The following is a 14,786-nucleotide window of genomic DNA, read 5'->3' as shown; positions in this document are numbered from 1 at the left end:
CAGCGCCCTATCGAGGAGGAACGACAGCGTGACCTACGTCATCGCGCAGCCTTGTGTCGACGTCAAGGACAAGGCGTGCATCGAGGAGTGCCCGGTCGACTGCATCTACGAGGGCTCCCGGTCCTTGTACATCCACCCGGACGAATGCGTCGACTGTGGTGCCTGTGAGCCGGTCTGCCCGGTCGAGGCGATCTTCTACGAGGACGACGTGCCGGAGGAGTGGAAGGACTACTACAAGGCGAACGTCGAGTTCTTCGACGAGCTCGGCTCCCCCGGTGGCGCCAGCAAGCTGGGCCTGATCGAGCGCGACCACCCGTTCGTCGCCGCGCTGCCGCCGCAGGCCGAGTAATCACGTAAGCGGCCCGCACACAACCGTGCCGCCTCGGTCCCGTACGGCCAGATCGCCCCTCGGCGGCCGTACGGGACCGAGGCGTTTGCCGTACGTACGAGAAAGTGAGCCAGATCCCGTGTCCGCAGTCTCCGACCGCCTTCCGACCTTCCCCTGGGACAAGCTGGAGCCGTACAAGAAGACGGCCGCGGCGCACCCGGACGGGATCGTCGACCTCTCCGTCGGCACCCCGGTCGACCCGGTCCCCGAACTGATCCAGAAAGCGCTGATCGACGCGGCGGACTCCCCGGGATACCCGACGGTCTGGGGCACCCCGGCCCTGCGCGACGCCATCACCGGCTGGCTGGAGCGCCGCCTCGGCGCCCGCGAGGTCACCCACCGCCACGTCCTGCCGATCGTCGGCTCCAAGGAACTGGTCGCCTGGCTCCCGACCCAGCTGGGCCTCGGTCCCGGCGACAAGGTGGCCTACCCGCGCCTCGCCTACCCCACCTACGAGGTCGGCGCCCGCCTGGCCCGCGCGGACCACGAGGTCTACGACGATCCGACCGAGCTCGACCCCACGGACCTGAAGCTCCTGTGGCTGAACTCCCCGTCCAACCCCACGGGCAGGGTGCTGTCCAAGGCGGAGCTGACGAGGATCGTGGCCTGGGCCCGGGAGCACGGCGTCCTCGTCTTCTCCGACGAGTGCTACCTGGAGCTGGGCTGGGAGGCCGACCCGGTCTCGGTCCTGCACCCGGACGTCAACGGCGGCTCGTACGAGGGCATCGTCTCGGTCCACTCCCTGTCGAAGCGCTCGAACCTGGCGGGCTACCGCGCCGCCTTCCTCGCGGGCGACCCGGCCGTGCTCGGCCCGCTCCTGGAGATCCGCAAGCACGGCGGCATGATGACGTCGGCGCCCACCCAGGCCGCGGTGGTGGCGGCCCTGGGCGACGACGAGCACGTCCGCGTCCAGCGCGAGCGCTACGCAGCCCGCCGCACCCTCCTGCGCGACGCCCTCCTCGGCCACGGCTTCCGCATCGAGCACAGCGAGGCCAGCCTCTACCTCTGGGCCACTCGGGACGAGTCCTGCTGGGCCACGGTCGCCCACCTGGCCGACCTCGGCATCCTCGTCGCCCCGGGCGACTTCTACGGCCCGGCGGGCGAGAACTTCGTGCGCGTGGCCCTGACGGCGACGGACGAACGGGTGAGGGCGGCGGTCGCACGACTGACCAGGCCGTAGGGCCTGCCCGGCGTCGGGCGACGCGAAGCGACGGGGCCCAGGAGGGAACCTGGACCCCGTCGCCGGTGCTCTTCGGAGGCCGGTCAGCCGACCGGGAGGTCCTTCGCGGGCAGCGTCTGCGCGGTCGGCAGACCGCCGTCGGTGAGGGAGTCCGTGGGCAGGCCGCCCTTCGTCGCCGTCGACGCCGTGTCGCCGAGGACCGCCCCGGTGGAGCCCGCCGCCCCGCCGACCGCCTTCTGGGCCGCCGGCGTCGCCTTCTTCACGGCCGTGCCGCCGCTCTCGCCCGCGGTCTCGGTGACGTTCTGCGTCGCGCCGTCGAGCGTCTCGCCGACGTTCGCCCCGTCCAGGGCGGTGAGCCCGCCCAGGTTCGGGGTGGCGGGCAGAGCGGCGGGGGCCGCACTGGCGGAGCCGGCCGCACCGACCCCGGCGGCCGCTCCCGCAGCGACGAGCAGTGCGGCACGGGCGATCCTGCGGGTCAGGGGGAGGGACATGATGCTCCTTCGACGGAGGAAACGGTGAACAATGCTGAAGTGTCCGAGCGGGAGCGGCCGTTGACCGACCGGCACCTCACCGGCCGTCGGCCGGCCGTCCGGGCTCGGACGCAGTGACTACCGCTCGAAGCGCGCGAAGGTTGCGGACGTCCGACGTAAAGAGTTGGTAATGCGTCGCATTATCGGCTGTGGATGAAAGCGGGCAAAAAGCGCCCGGTGTGAAAGTCCGCCGAACGCCCGCAGGCCTTTGTTCCCAAGGGGTCCGGCGGATGCGGGGGTGAGGGCGCGAAAACCTGACCGCACGGCGTCCTCCTCACCCGTGCATGACCCGCACGGGTGAGGAGTCGCACTACTGCGCGGTGACGATCCGTACGGCGCTCGTCCCGGGACCGGCCGCCGAACCGGGGGCCCCGGCGGCCTCCGTCCCGCCGTCGCGGGCGGCCCGCCACTCGCTGTCGGTGTTGCCGGCGACCCACTCCCGGCCGGCGTACGTGACGCGCTCGATGTGCAGGGCCGAGGCGTTGGCCACGGCCCAGTGGGCGAGCTGCCAGCCGCGCTCGGGCACGCCGCGGCCGGCGGCGGTGTCGTCGCCGACGGGCAGCGTCACGGTCCGCCCGCTGGTCTCCGCCGCGGGCACCCCCGCCTCCCCGGCGGACGCGGCCGTCTTCCGCGCGTCGGTCGCGGAATCGGCCTCCGTGCCGGTCTCCGCGCCCGCCGCCGGTGCTCCCTCGCCCCCGAAGTCCCGCAGCAGCGCCGCGCGCACCGCGTCCGGACCCGTGGCCGTCGCCGTCTCCGGGCGCCCCTCGCAGGTCAGCGTGGCCGCGGAGGTCCCCGTGAGCGCGGCGGCCAGCAGTGCGGCGTCCGGCTCGTGCTTGGCGTACGCGTCCGGGTAACCGCTGCGCTGCACGCGCTGCGCGGCGACGGTCAGCGGCAGTTCGGTGTAGTCGGGCACCTTGGCGAGGTGCTCGTAGAAGATGTTCGCCGCGTACGCGGGGTCGGTGACCTCCTGGGCGGTGCCCCAGCCCTGCGAGGGGCGCTGCTGGAACAGGCCCAGCGAGTCGCGGTCCCCGTGGTCGAGGTTGCGCAGCGCCGACTCCTGCAGCGCGGTCGCGAGCGCGATGGTCACGGCCCGCTGGGGCATGCCCCGGTTGGTGCCGACGGCCGTGATCGTGGCCGCGTTCACCGCCTGCTCCGGCGTGAACTCGTACGTCGTTCCGTCGCCCTGCGAGGAAACGACTCTGCACCCGGGATTCCCGGCGCCACCGGTGACGTACTGGACCACGACATAACCCGCGACGGCGGACAGGACCACACAGGCCGCCCCGAAACGAAGGAGGCGGCCGCGGCGCTTGGGGGTGGGTGACGGCTCTGGCACGCGTACAAGGTACTGGAGAGTACGGAAGCGGGGGAGACTCCCGTGAAACGGCGGGCCCGGCGCAACGCGCGGTCGGCGCGTTAGGGTCGACGGCATGGCCGAGACCTCGCTTGACCTCACGCTGGACGCCGCCGTCCTGACCGCGCAGCTCGTCGACTTCCCCTCGGAGAGCGGCACCGAGAAGCCGCTCGCGGACGCGATCGAGGCCGCCCTGCGCGCACTGCCGCACCTCACGGTGGACCGGTACGGCAACAACGTGATCGCCCGTACCGACCTGGGCCGCCCGGAGCGGGTCATCCTCGCCGGCCACATCGACACGGTCCCCATCGCCGGCAACGTCCCGTCCCGGCTGGACGCGGACGGAGTGCTCTGGGGCTGCGGCACCTGCGACATGAAGGCCGGCGTCGCCGTCCAGCTCCGCATCGCCGCCACCGTCCCGGCCCCGAACCGCGACCTCACCTTCGTCTTCTACGACAACGAGGAGGTCGCCGCCGACCTCAACGGCCTCAAGCACGTCGCCGAGGCGCACCCGGAGTGGCTGCTGGGCGACTTCGCGGTGCTGCTGGAGCCGTCCGACGGCCAGGTGGAGGGCGGCTGCCAGGGCACCCTGCGGGTCCTGCTGAAGACCAAGGGCGAGCGGGCGCACTCGGCGCGCGGCTGGATGGGCTCCAACGCGATCCACGCGGCGGCCCCGATCCTCGCCCGCCTGGCCTCGTACGAGCCGCGCAACCCGGTGATCGACGGTCTGCAGTACCGCGAGGGCCTGAACGCGGTGGGCATCAGCGGCGGCGTCGCGGGCAACGTCATCCCGGACGAGTGCGTCGTCACGGTCAACTTCCGCTACGCGCCCGACCGTACCCCCGAGGAGGCCGTCGCCCATGTCCGTGAGGTGTTCGCGGACTGCGGGGTGGAGGAGTTCGTCGTGGACGACCACAGCGGCGGGGCCATGCCCGGCCTCTCCCACCCGGCCGCAGCGGCCTTCATCGAGGCGGTGGGCGGCACCCCGCTGCCGAAGTACGGCTGGACGGACGTCTCCCGGTTCTCGGCCCTCGGCGTCCCCGCGGTCAACTACGGGCCCGGCAACCCCCACTTGGCGCACAAGCGGGACGAGCGCGTGGAGACGGCGAAGATCCTCGCGGGGGAGGAGCGCCTGCGGGCCTGGCTCACCGGCTGAGGCCGTACGACCTGACGGCGCTTCACGGCGGACACGCCGACGTCCCCCGGCCGTAACCCGCGTAGATCTACGCTGAGGTGGAACATCTGCAAGCGGAGGGAGCTCACATGGCTACCGGTAACCCCGAGGGCAAGAAGCAGCCACCGGAGGAACAGCGCCTGGGACCGGTCCTCCGGAGGCGCGATCAGGTACAGGCGAGCACCACGGACCAGCGGCTGCTGGACGAGCGTGCCCCCTCGGACTGGGTCCACACGGACCCGTGGCGGGTGCTCCGCATCCAGTCGGAGTTCATCGAGGGCTTCGGCACGCTCGCCGAGCTCCCCCCCGCCATCAGCGTGTTCGGTTCGGCCCGAACGCCGGTGGACTCCCCGGAGTACGAGGCGGGCGTACGGCTGGGCCGCGCGCTGGTCAAGGCCGGCTGGGCGGTCATCACGGGCGGCGGCCCGGGCGCCATGGAGGCGGCCAACAAGGGCGCGTGCGAGGCGGGCGGCATCTCGGTGGGGCTCGGTATCGAACTTCCCTTCGAGCAGGGCCTCAACCCGTACGTCGACATCGGGCTGAACTTCCGTTACTTCTTCGTCCGGAAGATGATGTTCGTGAAGTACGCGCAGGGCTTCGTGGTCCTGCCCGGCGGCCTGGGCACCCTGGACGAACTCTTCGAGGCCCTCACCCTCGTCCAGACCCAGAAGGTCACCCGCTTCCCCATCGTCCTCTTCGGCACGGAGTACTGGGGCGGCCTGGTCGACTGGCTGAAGAACACCCTGGTCGCCCAGGGCAAGGCGGCCGAGAAGGACCTCCTCCTCTTCCACGTCACGGACGACGTGGAGGAAGCGGTGGCGCTGGTGTCCAAGGAGGCGGGCCGGTAGGCCCCCACTTGAGCGTTCCCGGCCCGGGAGGCAGGGCCGAGCGTCGAGGCCCGCTTCCCGGCCCACGGGGGCCATGCGACCCCACGGGGCCTGCACATGAGCGCCCTGACCGGGGGGCCTGTACGAGCCCCCATCGGGCCTGTACGAACCCCCATCGGGCCTGTACGAGCCTCTGCCGGGGCTTGAGCGAGTCTCCTCCGGGCCTGGACGAGCCTCTGCCGGGGCCTGTACGAGCCTCTGCCGGGGTTGCCTGGACGAGCCTGCCGGGGCCTGTACGAGCCTCTATCGGGGCCTGTACGAGCCTCTACCGGAGGCTTATACAAGCCCCCTCCGGGCCACCGCCGGCTCCCGGTGGCCCGCGATCGACGCCACCATGTCCACGACCTGCCGGGTCTCCGCGACCTCGTGCACCCGGTACACCTGGGCGCCGAGCCACGCCGACACCGCCGTCGTCGCCAGCGTCCCGAGCACGCGCTCCTTCACCGGCCGGTCCAGCGTCTCCCCGACGAAGTCCTTGTTGGAGAGGGAGACCAGCACCGGCCACCCCGTCTCCACCATCTCCCCGAGCCGCCGCGTCGCCTCCAGGCTGTGCCGGGTGTTCTTGTTGAAGTCGTGCCCGGGGTCGATCAGGATCGACTCCCTCGGCACGCCCAGCGCCGCCGCCCGCTCGGCCAGCCCCACGGTCACCCGCAGGATGTCGGCCATGACGTCGTCGTACGTCACCCGGTGCGGACGGGTCCGGGGCTCCGCGCCGCCGGCATGGGTGCACACCAGCCCCACCCCGTACCGCGCCGCGACCTCGGCCAGCCGGGGGTCCACGCCGCCCCACGCGTCGTTCAGCAGGTCCGCGCCCGCCTCGCAGACGGCCTCGCCGACCTCGGCCCGCCAGGTGTCCACGCTGATGACGACGTCCGGGAAGCGCCGCCGCACCTCGGCCACGAAGCCGACCGTCCGCCGCGCCTCCTCCTCGGCGGTCACCTCCTCGCCGGGCCCGGCCTTCACCCCGCCGATGTCGATGATCGCGGCGCCCTCCGCGACCGCCTGCTCCACCCGCGCCAGCGCCGGCTCGTCCCGGAAGGTCGCCCCCTGGTCGTAGAAGGAGTCCGGGGTCCGGTTCACGATCGCCATGATCACCGGCTCGTGCGTGCCGAACTCACGCCTGCCCAGCCTGAGCATCCCCTGTGACCTCTCCTAGTACGTCCTGGACATCCGCCGCCTGCGACCCTAACCGTCGCACCCGCATGGCACGATCGGACCCTGACACTTTCGACACCGAGCACAGCGAGCGTGGGGACCCACCGATGGTTATGTTCTTCTTCCTGGTCGTCGCGCTCGCCGTCGTGGTCGCCGCGGTGACACTCGCCGTGGTGGGCGGCGGCGAGGGCACCGGGCCGCTGCCGGAGGCCGTCCCCGAGCGGCTGCACGACCCGCTGCCCCCGGACCGCCCCCTCGACCGGTCCGACGTCGACCGCCTCCGCTTCCCGCTGGCCGCCCGCGGCTACCGCATGGCGGACGTCGACGACGCCCTCAACCGTCTCGGCGCGGAACTCGCGGAACGCGACGCCCGTATCGCCGAACTGGAGTCCGCCCTGGCCGGCGCCCGGCGGCCCGAGCCGCACGTCTCCATGGAGAAGCCCGCACAGGAGGAGCAGCGGTGAGCGACGGCACCGCCCTCGCCGGCCCGGACGGCGCCCTGCGCTGTCCCTGGGCCCTGTCCACCCCGGACTACGTGCCCTACCACGACGAGGAGTGGGGCCGCCCGGTCCACGGCGACGACGCGCTCTTCGAACGCCTCAGCCTGGAGGCCTTCCAGTCCGGCCTGTCCTGGATCACCATCCTGCGACGCCGCCCCGGCTTCCGCGCCGCCTTCGCCGACTTCACGATCACGTCGGTGGCGGCCTTCACCGACGAGGACCGCGAGCGCCTCCTCGCCGACCCCGGCATCATCCGCAACCGCGCCAAGATCGACGCCACCCTGGCCAACGCGCGCGTGCTGGCCGGCTGGGCCCCGGGCGACCTGGACGACCTGATCTGGTCCCACGCCCCCGACCCGGACACCCGTACGGTCCCGAAGACCCTCGCCGACGTCCCGGCGGTCACACCGGAGTCGACGGCCCTGTCCAAGGCGCTGAAGAAGCGGGGGCTGCGCTTCGTCGGGCCGACGACGGCGTACGCGCTGATGCAGGCGTGCGGGCTGGTGGACGACCACCTGGAGGGCTGCGTGGCGAGGAGCGCCGTCTAGGGCCTGCCGTTCGGAGCAGGGCGCGGGGAAGCGACGGGCGCCGTCCGGTGCCTCCTCTGCGGCGCGATGCCCATGACAGGCCCGGGGAGCGCGGCGCCGTCGCGGCCTACGGGTCCGCCCGTGGACGCGACCCCGGGCCGGGTGCCCGTCACGACGGACCCGCGGTCCCCGACGGCGCTCGGGGCCCGGGCTCAGCGGCCCAGGTACTTCGGCGTCTCCTTGTTCACGAACGCCTGCACCGCGATCGCGTGGTCCTCCGACTGCCCCGCCCGCGTCTGCAGCTCGTCCTCCTTGTCCAGGGTCTCGGCCAGCGAGTGGGAGTACCCGTACGCCATCGCCTCCTTGATCGCCGCGTACGCCATGGTCGGCCCCTCGGCCAGCATCCGCGCCACCTGCTGGGCGGCGGTGCGCAGCGAGTCCGCCGGGACCACCCGGTTGGCGATGCCCAGCTCGTACGCCTCCTGCGCCTTGATGCTGCGCGGGAAGAGCAGCAGGTCGGCGGCGCGGCCGGGGCCGATCACACGGGGCAGCGTCCACGAGACGCCCGAGTCCGCGGTCAGCGCGACGCCCGCGAACGAGGTGTTGAAGGACGCGGTGTCCGCGACGATCCGGTAGTCGGCGGCGAGCGCGAAACCGAGGCCGGCGCCCGCGGCGACCCCGTTCACCGCGGCGACCACCGGCTTCGGCGCCTCCGTCAGCGCCCGCACGATCGGGTTGTAGTGCTCCCGGACCGTGGTCATGGTCTGGCCCGAGCCGGTCTCCCGGTCCGCCGCCAGCAGCCCGATGTGCTCCTTGAGGTCCTGACCGACGCAGAAGGCACGGTCACCGGCGGCGGTCAGCAGCACCGCCCGGACGGCCCCGTCCTCCGCCGCCGAGCGCACCGCATCCCGCAGGGCGACCTTGGTCGCGATGTTCAGCGCGTTCATCGCCTCCGGGCGGTTCAGGGTGATCGTCGCGAGCCCGTCGCTCACCTCGTAGAGCACGGTGTCGGCCATGGGGTGTCCCCTCCGGTGTCACGGCTGGGGCGTACCGACCGGTACGCCTCTCTCCGAAGGACAGCATGAAGGACGGGAGTCGCGCAGCACGTGTGACCTGCGTCAAAGAATTCTGGACGATTTCCGGGCGGGGGAACTCCGTGCGGGCGCGCAGTATCGCAGCCACATCGCCGAATTGAGTGGTTTTGCTCGCGCGCGTTGCCCAAGCGATGCCGACTGATGTTGGTCATCGGGTCCTGAGATGCGGGATAATGGCTTGGAAGCAATGTGTTCGATGCCGGTGTCGCGTGTCCCGCGCTGGATCGCGCGTGCCCTTCACGGGCCGTCGGCTTTGACGATGAGCTGGTTTCAGGAAGGGGAACGAGCATGGCGGCCATGAAGCCGCGGACGGGCGACGGCCCGCTCGAGGTGACCAAGGAGGGGCGGGGCATCGTCATGCGCGTTCCGCTCGAAGGCGGCGGTCGGCTCGTCGTCGAGCTGACCCCTGACGAGGCCGACGCGCTCGGCGACGCCCTCAAGAAGGTCGTCGGCTGACGCCCAAGCGACCATACCCTTTCAGACGCCCCGGCATCCTCATGGGTGCCGGGGCCTCTGTTTCCCGGCTCTCGCCCGGACGGCCGCACACCCGCTCACGCCGCGCGGCGTGACGGTCACGCCCGATGCCGATGCCGTGCCGTGCCGTGCCGTGCTGACGATGCGATGGCCGTGCCGGACCGGTGCTGCCGCTCCCGATCCGGATGTCCCGCCGTCAGCGCTTGACCGCGCACAGGAGCCCGTCCCCCACGGGCAGCAGCGAAGGCACCAGCTCCTGGCTCTCGCGTACGGCGCGCAGCAGCTCGCGAATCTTTATGACCTCCGTGGGCTGCGGGCCGGAGTCGATGGTGCGGCCGTTGGCGAAGCAGCCCTCGAACACCACCAGGCCACCGGGGCGCAGCAGACGCAACGATTCAGCGAGATAGTCCATGACCTCGAGCCGGTCACCGTCGCAGAAGACGAGGTCGTAGCCGGAGTCCGCGAGGCGGGGCAGGACGTCGAGCGCGCGGCCCGGGATGAAACGGGCCCGGTTGCTGGCGAAGCCGCAGGCGCGAAAGGCCTGCCGGGCGAACTGCTGGTGCTCCGGCTCGGGATCGACGGTGGTCAGGACGCCGTCGGGGCGCATGCCGTGCAGCAGGTGGATCCCGGAGACGCCGGTGCCGGTACCGATCTCCGCGACCGCCTTCGCGTCCACGGCGGCGGCGAGCAACCGCAGGGCCGCGCCCGTGCTGGGCGACACCGAGCGCAGCCCTGCCTCACGGGCCCGGTCACGGGCCCAGCGCAGCGCTTCGTCCTCGGCGACATAGGCGTCGGCGAACGCCCAGCTCGTCTGCCGGTTGCCGGTAATGACCCTCTCCTGTCCCCGTGGTTGCCTGGGCGTGACTGTATCCGTTGCCGCCGGGAACCCGCAGATGGGACCGGGCGTTTGAAGGGGTGGGAAGGACGACGGGGGGACACAGTTGGATCACGATGAGGGACGGGACGCAGAGCAAGTGCTGACGCAGCCGCATGAGCCGTATCAGCACAGATCAATTTCTCGTAAAACCGCTTATCCGGAGCTAACGGGCGAGGTGGCTATGGTAGGGGCTCCACTGGACACCACCAGAGCCGACAGGGGAGGTGCGGCTGCGCCTGTGGATCGGGGAGGAGTGCTGCGGCGCTTTCTCGGGTCGGCAGGCAGGCCGAAATCCGTGAACGACACCGCTGACCACAGCCACGCCGCCGGCCCCGCCGTCGGCCACGCCCAGACCGCGACCTTCTCCACCGACGCGGACGGGCAGGCGTGGACTCCGCCCACGTGGGAGGAGATCGTCAGCATGCACAGCGGCCGGGTCTACCGGCTCGCCTACCGCCTCACGGGCAACCAGCACGACGCCGAGGACCTCACCCAGGAGGTCTTCGTCCGTGTCTTCCGCTCGCTGTCGACCTACACGCCGGGCACCTTCGAGGGCTGGCTGCACCGCATCACCACCAACCTCTTCCTGGACATGGTCCGGCGCAAGCAGCGCATCCGCTTCGACGCGCTGGGCGAGGACGCCGCCGAGCGGCTGGCCAGCAAGGAGCCCACCCCCCAGCAGGTCTTCAACGACGCCCACTTCGACGCGGACGTCCAGCAGGCCCTCGACACCCTCGCGCCGGAGTTCCGCGCCGCGGTCGTCCTGTGCGACATCGAAGGACTGTCGTACGAGGAGATCGCCGCGACCCTCGGCGTCAAGCTCGGCACGGTCCGTTCGCGGATCCACCGCGGCCGTTCGCAGCTGCGCAAGGCCCTCGCGCACCGCTCGCCCGAGGCACGCGCGGAGCGGCGCTCCTTCGTGGCCCGCGTGCCCGCTCTGGGAGGAGGGGGCGCGACCGCGTGAGTGGCTCCCGACACGAACCCACCGAGCGGCTCCTGGCAGAGCAGCACCTCGGCGACCGGCTCTCGGCCCTGGTGGACGGCGAGCTCGGTCATGACACGCGCGAGCGGGTCCTGGCGCATGTGGCGACCTGCCCCAAGTGCAAGGCGGAGGTCGACGCACAGCGCCGGCTGAAGAACGTCTTCGCGGAAGTCGCCCCACCCACCCCCTCCGAGAGTTTCCTGGCCCGCCTCCAGGGGCTCCCCGGGGGAGGTGACACGGACGGCGGCGGAATGCCGCTCGGGGCAGGATTCGGCGACCGCTTCGACGCCCGCCCCGGAGCGTCCGGGGTCTTCGGAGTGAAGCGGGACGAGCCGTTCGAGTTCGGCTACGTCCCCGCGCGTCAGCACGGCTCCGTGCTGACGCCGTCCTCGGACCGCGGTTTCCGCGTCCACCCCGTCGGCCGCGGTGACGCCGAGCGCTCCCGCGGTCTGCGGTTCGCCTTCGTCGCCGCCGGCGCGGTGTCCCTGGCCGCGATCGCGCTGGGCGGAGTGAACACCGGCGTCCCGCTGACCGACACGGAGGCCCGCGGCGGCTCCGGGAGCAATGTGACACCCGCCCGCACCCCGGGCACGGGCCCCGCGACCACTCCCGACAACCAGCGTCGGCGGGGCACCGGGCCGCTGCTCGCCCAGGGCGGCCAGCTGCTCGGCGAGACACCGGTCGCCCCGACCGAGGTCACCGCGCCGCTGCTGCCCGGAGTGGCCGCCCCGGCTCCCGGGCAGGCCGGCCAGGCCCTGCACGGGCTCACCACGCCCGTCGTGGCCGGCGCCGCCGCCATGTCCCCGCTGATACGTCCGCTCGGCGCCACCCCGCCGATCGCCCTGACCTCCTGGGCCACCGCCCCGGAGATCACGGCTCCCGGCCTGCTCGCCGCGCCCGTCCCCGACACCACCTCCGCCCCCACCACCTCCCCCTCTCCGCAGAGCGCCCGCTGACCCGGCCCCGGCGCCCGTACGCTGCGAACCTGGTTGAATCCTGGGAGGACCGCGCCCGTGCCCGCAGGCCGGGCGCGGTGGCGGAGTCCGACGAGCTGCGGGTGCGGGGAGAGCATGAACGAGGGGAAGTCCCCGAAGGGGAAGTGGTGGAGCCGGCCTCGACCGCAGAGCCCTGCCGAGCAGGAGAGCGGCCGGGAGAGCCGGCCGGCCGACACCGACGGTGACTTCGAGCTGGCGCGCCCCGCGGGGGCGGCGGCGGTGGAGACGAGCACCGCGCAACCGGCCGACCCGTCCGGCACCGCCACCCCCACCGACGCCGGCCGCGGCGACTACGAACTGAGCCGCCCGGTGACTCCGGCGTTTGCGGAGCCCCCCACGACGACACAGCCGGACCCGCAGCCCGGTCCTGCGGCGACGGAACTCCGGCCGGAGCCGGCGCCCGCGCCGGCGGTCGAGCCACGCTCGGAGTCGGTGCTCGCGCCCGGGCCGGTGGGCTCGGAGCCAGCGCCCAAGCCGGCGGTGGAGTCGGGGCCGGAGTCGGCGCCCGCGCCCATGCCGGTGGTGGACGCGGAGTCGGCGCCCGGTCCAGCGGTGAAGCCACAGCACGGGTCGGCGCCCGGTCCAGTGGTGAAGCCACAGCACGGGTCGGCGCCCGGTCCAGTGGTGAAGCCACAGCACGAGTCGGCGCCCGGTCCAGTGGTGAAGCCACAACCGGAGCCGGCGCCTGAGTCAGCGACCGAGCCGGAGACGGGCGCAGCGCCCGGCGCCGGGGGATCCCACCAGCTCGCTCCGGCGCCGTCGGCCCTGGGCGACCCGCCCAAGCCGCTGCACGACCCCGACCCCTACAGCACCCCGCCGTACGGCGAGCCGGGACCCTGGGCGCCCGCACCGCCGGTACAGCACCCTGCGGCGGCGACGCACGCCCAGGGCATGGCTCCGCCCACGCCCGCCTTCTCCGCCCCTGTCTCCGACGCAACCGCCTCCGCCCCTGCTCCGGGCGGGATGGCCCCTGCACCGGTTCCGGGCGCGACCCCGCCCGCCTCTGCCCTGGGCGGGATGCCCACCGCCCCTGATGCGGGCGGAACCGCCCCTGTCTCTGGCGGGATGACTCCCGCGCCGCCTCCAGGCGCCCCCGCCCCCGCCGGGATGGCCCCCGCGCCGCCTCCAGGCGCCCCCGCCCCCGCCGGGATGGCCCCCGCGCCGGTCCCAGGCGCAACCTCGCACGCCCCTGCCCCGGGCCTTGGCGGGACGGCCTTTACTCCTGCCCCGCACCCGACAGCCCCTGCTCCTGGTGGGATGGCCCCCACCTCTGCCCCCGGCGCGACCGCCCCCGCCTCTACCTCCGGCGCAACCACCCCCGGCGCACCCCTCCCGCCCCCGCCCCCGACGCCTGCCTCGCCCTCCGAGGAAGCTCCCGCGGCGGTCTCGGCCGCGGCTTCGGCGTCCGCTGCCGAGCCCTGGCAGCGCTACGACCCCTGGTCCGCCGCCCCTCTCGCCTCCACCGCTCTCGCCGCCCCCTCCGCCTCCGGAGGTGCTCTCCAGCAGACCGGTGCGGCCGTCCTCACGGCGGGGCAACGGCGTGGGCGGGCGCGGAAGAGGCTCGTCGGCGGAGCGCTGGCCCTCGCTCTGGTGTCCGGCGTGTTCGGCGGCGTCGTGGGCGTCCATCTCGAGCGCAACGGCGGGTTCGACGGGGTGAAGCTGCCACAGGCCGCCGCGGAGCCCACCGGGCGCGCCGCGGACAGCGTGGCCGGGATCGCCGCCCGTGCCCTGCCCAGCGTCGTCACCCTGCACGTCAGCGGCAGCGAGGAGGCCGGCACCGGAACCGGCTTCGTGCTCGACTCGCTCGGCCACATCCTCACCAACAACCACGTCGTCGAGCCGGCCGGCTCCGACGGCGACATAACCGTCGTCTTCAACGGCGGCCAGACCGCCCAAGCCGAGATCGTCGGCGGCGACAGCGGCTACGACCTCGCCGTGGTGAAGGTGACCGGGGTGAAGGGCCTGAAGCCCCTCTATCTCGGCAACTCCGACAACGTCCAGGTCGGCGACCCGGTGGTCGCCATCGGCGCCCCCTTCGACCTGGAGGGCACCGTCACCTCCGGCATCATCAGCGCCAAGGAGCGGCCCATCACGGCGGGCGGCGAGAGCGGCGACGGCAGCGACGTGTCCTACGTCGACGCCTTGCAGACCGACGCGCCCATCAACCCCGGCAATTCCGGCGGCCCCCTCCTCGACACCCGGGGGCGGGTCATCGGCATCAACTCCGCCATCCGTTCCGCCGCCGACGGCACCGGCTCCGACAGCGGGCAGGCCGGTTCGATCGGCCTGGGCTTCGCCATCCCCATCAACCAGGGCAAGCGCGTCGCCGAGGAACTGATCAACACCGGCAAGGCGACCCACCCGGTCATCGGCATCACCCTCGACATGGACTACGCCGGCGACGGCGCCCGCGTCGGCACGGAGGGCGGCGACGGCGGCTCCCCGGTCACCCCGGGCGGCCCCGGCGACCGGGCCGGCATCCGGGCCGGCGACGTCATCACCGAGGTCGACGGCCAGCGCATCCACTCCGGCGAGGAACTGATCGTCAAGACCCGGGCCCACCGCCCCGGCGACCGCCTGGAACTGACGATCGAGCGCGACGGGAAGGAGCGCACCCTCTCCCTCGTCCTCGGGTCCTCCGATTGACAGAAACTTCACAGACCGGACGC

15 protein-coding genes are annotated in these 14,786 nt (G+C 72.9%); 10 read left to right on the top strand and 5 right to left on the bottom strand.

The window, feature by feature from the left end; all coding sequences use genetic code 11:
• Positions 1 to 28: 28 nt before the first annotated feature.
• Entirely contained in the window at positions 29 to 349 is a 321-nt protein-coding gene (fdxA, locus tag ACIHAR_RS32870; RefSeq protein ID WP_003998156.1) for a ferredoxin, read from the top strand.
• A 118-nt stretch (positions 350 to 467) separates the two neighbouring features.
• Positions 468 to 1,568 (top strand): bifunctional succinyldiaminopimelate transaminase/glutamate-prephenate aminotransferase, encoded by a 1,101-nt coding sequence (locus ACIHAR_RS32865; RefSeq protein WP_400022950.1) that lies wholly within the window; start codon positions 468 to 470, stop codon positions 1,566 to 1,568.
• An 83-nt stretch (positions 1,569 to 1,651) separates the two neighbouring features.
• On the opposite strand, the gene ACIHAR_RS32860 is transcribed toward ACIHAR_RS32865, so the two are convergent.
• Both ACIHAR_RS32860 and ACIHAR_RS32855 read right to left on the bottom strand, forming a co-directional pair.
• Positions 1,652 to 2,059, bottom strand: coding sequence for an ATP-binding protein (locus ACIHAR_RS32860; protein ID WP_365469722.1), 408 nt, complete (start codon positions 2,057 to 2,059; stop codon positions 1,652 to 1,654).
• A 349-nt stretch (positions 2,060 to 2,408) separates the two neighbouring features.
• A complete protein-coding gene (locus ACIHAR_RS32855; protein WP_365469719.1) occupies positions 2,409 to 3,434 on the bottom strand; it encodes a heavy metal transporter in 1,026 nt (341 codons plus the stop codon).
• A 94-nt stretch (positions 3,435 to 3,528) separates the two neighbouring features.
• Between ACIHAR_RS32855 and dapE the strand changes: the two genes are divergently transcribed.
• Both dapE and ACIHAR_RS32845 read left to right on the top strand, forming a co-directional pair.
• On the top strand, positions 3,529 to 4,608 hold the full coding sequence (dapE, locus tag ACIHAR_RS32850) for a succinyl-diaminopimelate desuccinylase (protein WP_388758452.1): 1,080 nt from the start codon (positions 3,529 to 3,531) through the stop codon (positions 4,606 to 4,608).
• A gap of 107 nt (positions 4,609 to 4,715) precedes the next feature.
• A complete protein-coding gene (locus tag ACIHAR_RS32845; RefSeq protein WP_400022949.1) occupies positions 4,716 to 5,474 on the top strand; it encodes a TIGR00730 family Rossman fold protein in 759 nt (252 codons plus the stop codon).
• A gap of 315 nt (positions 5,475 to 5,789) precedes the next feature.
• Here ACIHAR_RS32845 and folP read toward each other — a convergent pair whose 3' ends face one another.
• Complete coding sequence (gene folP / locus ACIHAR_RS32840) at positions 5,790 to 6,650, bottom strand: dihydropteroate synthase (protein ID WP_384646493.1); 861 nt, start codon at positions 6,648 to 6,650, stop codon at positions 5,790 to 5,792.
• A 125-nt stretch (positions 6,651 to 6,775) separates the two neighbouring features.
• Here folP and ACIHAR_RS32835 point away from each other — a divergent pair, with 125 nt between their 5' ends.
• A complete protein-coding gene (locus ACIHAR_RS32835) occupies positions 6,776 to 7,132 on the top strand; it encodes a DivIVA domain-containing protein (RefSeq protein WP_365469707.1) in 357 nt (118 codons plus the stop codon).
• On the top strand, positions 7,129 to 7,716 hold the full coding sequence (gene tag, locus ACIHAR_RS32830; protein WP_388758456.1) for a DNA-3-methyladenine glycosylase I: 588 nt from the start codon (positions 7,129 to 7,131) through the stop codon (positions 7,714 to 7,716). Before ACIHAR_RS32835 ends, tag begins: the two co-directional genes overlap by 4 nt.
• A gap of 191 nt (positions 7,717 to 7,907) precedes the next feature.
• Here the strand turns inward: tag and ACIHAR_RS32825 are convergent, their stop codons facing one another.
• Positions 7,908 to 8,711, bottom strand: coding sequence for an enoyl-CoA hydratase/isomerase family protein (locus ACIHAR_RS32825; protein ID WP_400022948.1), 804 nt, complete (start codon positions 8,709 to 8,711; stop codon positions 7,908 to 7,910).
• A gap of 366 nt (positions 8,712 to 9,077) precedes the next feature.
• On the opposite strand from ACIHAR_RS32825, the gene ACIHAR_RS32820 reads away from it, so the two are divergent.
• Positions 9,078 to 9,245, top strand: coding sequence for a DUF3117 domain-containing protein (locus ACIHAR_RS32820; RefSeq protein WP_003966491.1), 168 nt, complete (start codon positions 9,078 to 9,080; stop codon positions 9,243 to 9,245).
• Between the two features lie 214 nt (positions 9,246 to 9,459).
• Here the strand turns inward: ACIHAR_RS32820 and ACIHAR_RS32815 are convergent, their stop codons facing one another.
• A complete protein-coding gene (locus tag ACIHAR_RS32815; RefSeq protein ID WP_365469778.1) occupies positions 9,460 to 10,158 on the bottom strand; it encodes an O-methyltransferase in 699 nt (232 codons plus the stop codon).
• Positions 10,159 to 10,393: 235 nt separating this feature from the next.
• Between ACIHAR_RS32815 and sigE the strand changes: the two genes are divergently transcribed.
• The 3 genes from sigE to ACIHAR_RS32800 all read left to right on the top strand — a co-directional run bounded on the left by sigE (position 10,394) and on the right by ACIHAR_RS32800 (position 14,763).
• Positions 10,394 to 11,104, top strand: coding sequence for an RNA polymerase sigma factor SigE (sigE, locus tag ACIHAR_RS32810; protein ID WP_365469775.1), 711 nt, complete (start codon positions 10,394 to 10,396; stop codon positions 11,102 to 11,104).
• Complete coding sequence (locus tag ACIHAR_RS32805) at positions 11,101 to 12,078, top strand: zf-HC2 domain-containing protein (protein WP_400022947.1); 978 nt, start codon at positions 11,101 to 11,103, stop codon at positions 12,076 to 12,078. Before sigE ends, ACIHAR_RS32805 begins: the two co-directional genes overlap by 4 nt.
• 561 nt (positions 12,079 to 12,639) lie before the next feature.
• Positions 12,640 to 14,763, top strand: a complete 2,124-nt coding sequence (locus ACIHAR_RS32800; protein ID WP_400022964.1) for a trypsin-like peptidase domain-containing protein — start codon at positions 12,640 to 12,642, stop codon at positions 14,761 to 14,763.
• The last annotated feature ends 23 nt before the right edge of the window (positions 14,764 to 14,786 follow it).

This window comes from Streptomyces sp. NPDC052016, from assembly GCF_044548445.1.
Taxonomy (GTDB): Bacteria; Actinomycetota; Actinomycetes; order Streptomycetales; family Streptomycetaceae; genus Streptomyces.
This window is presented reverse-complemented; position numbering and strand designations above follow the sequence as displayed.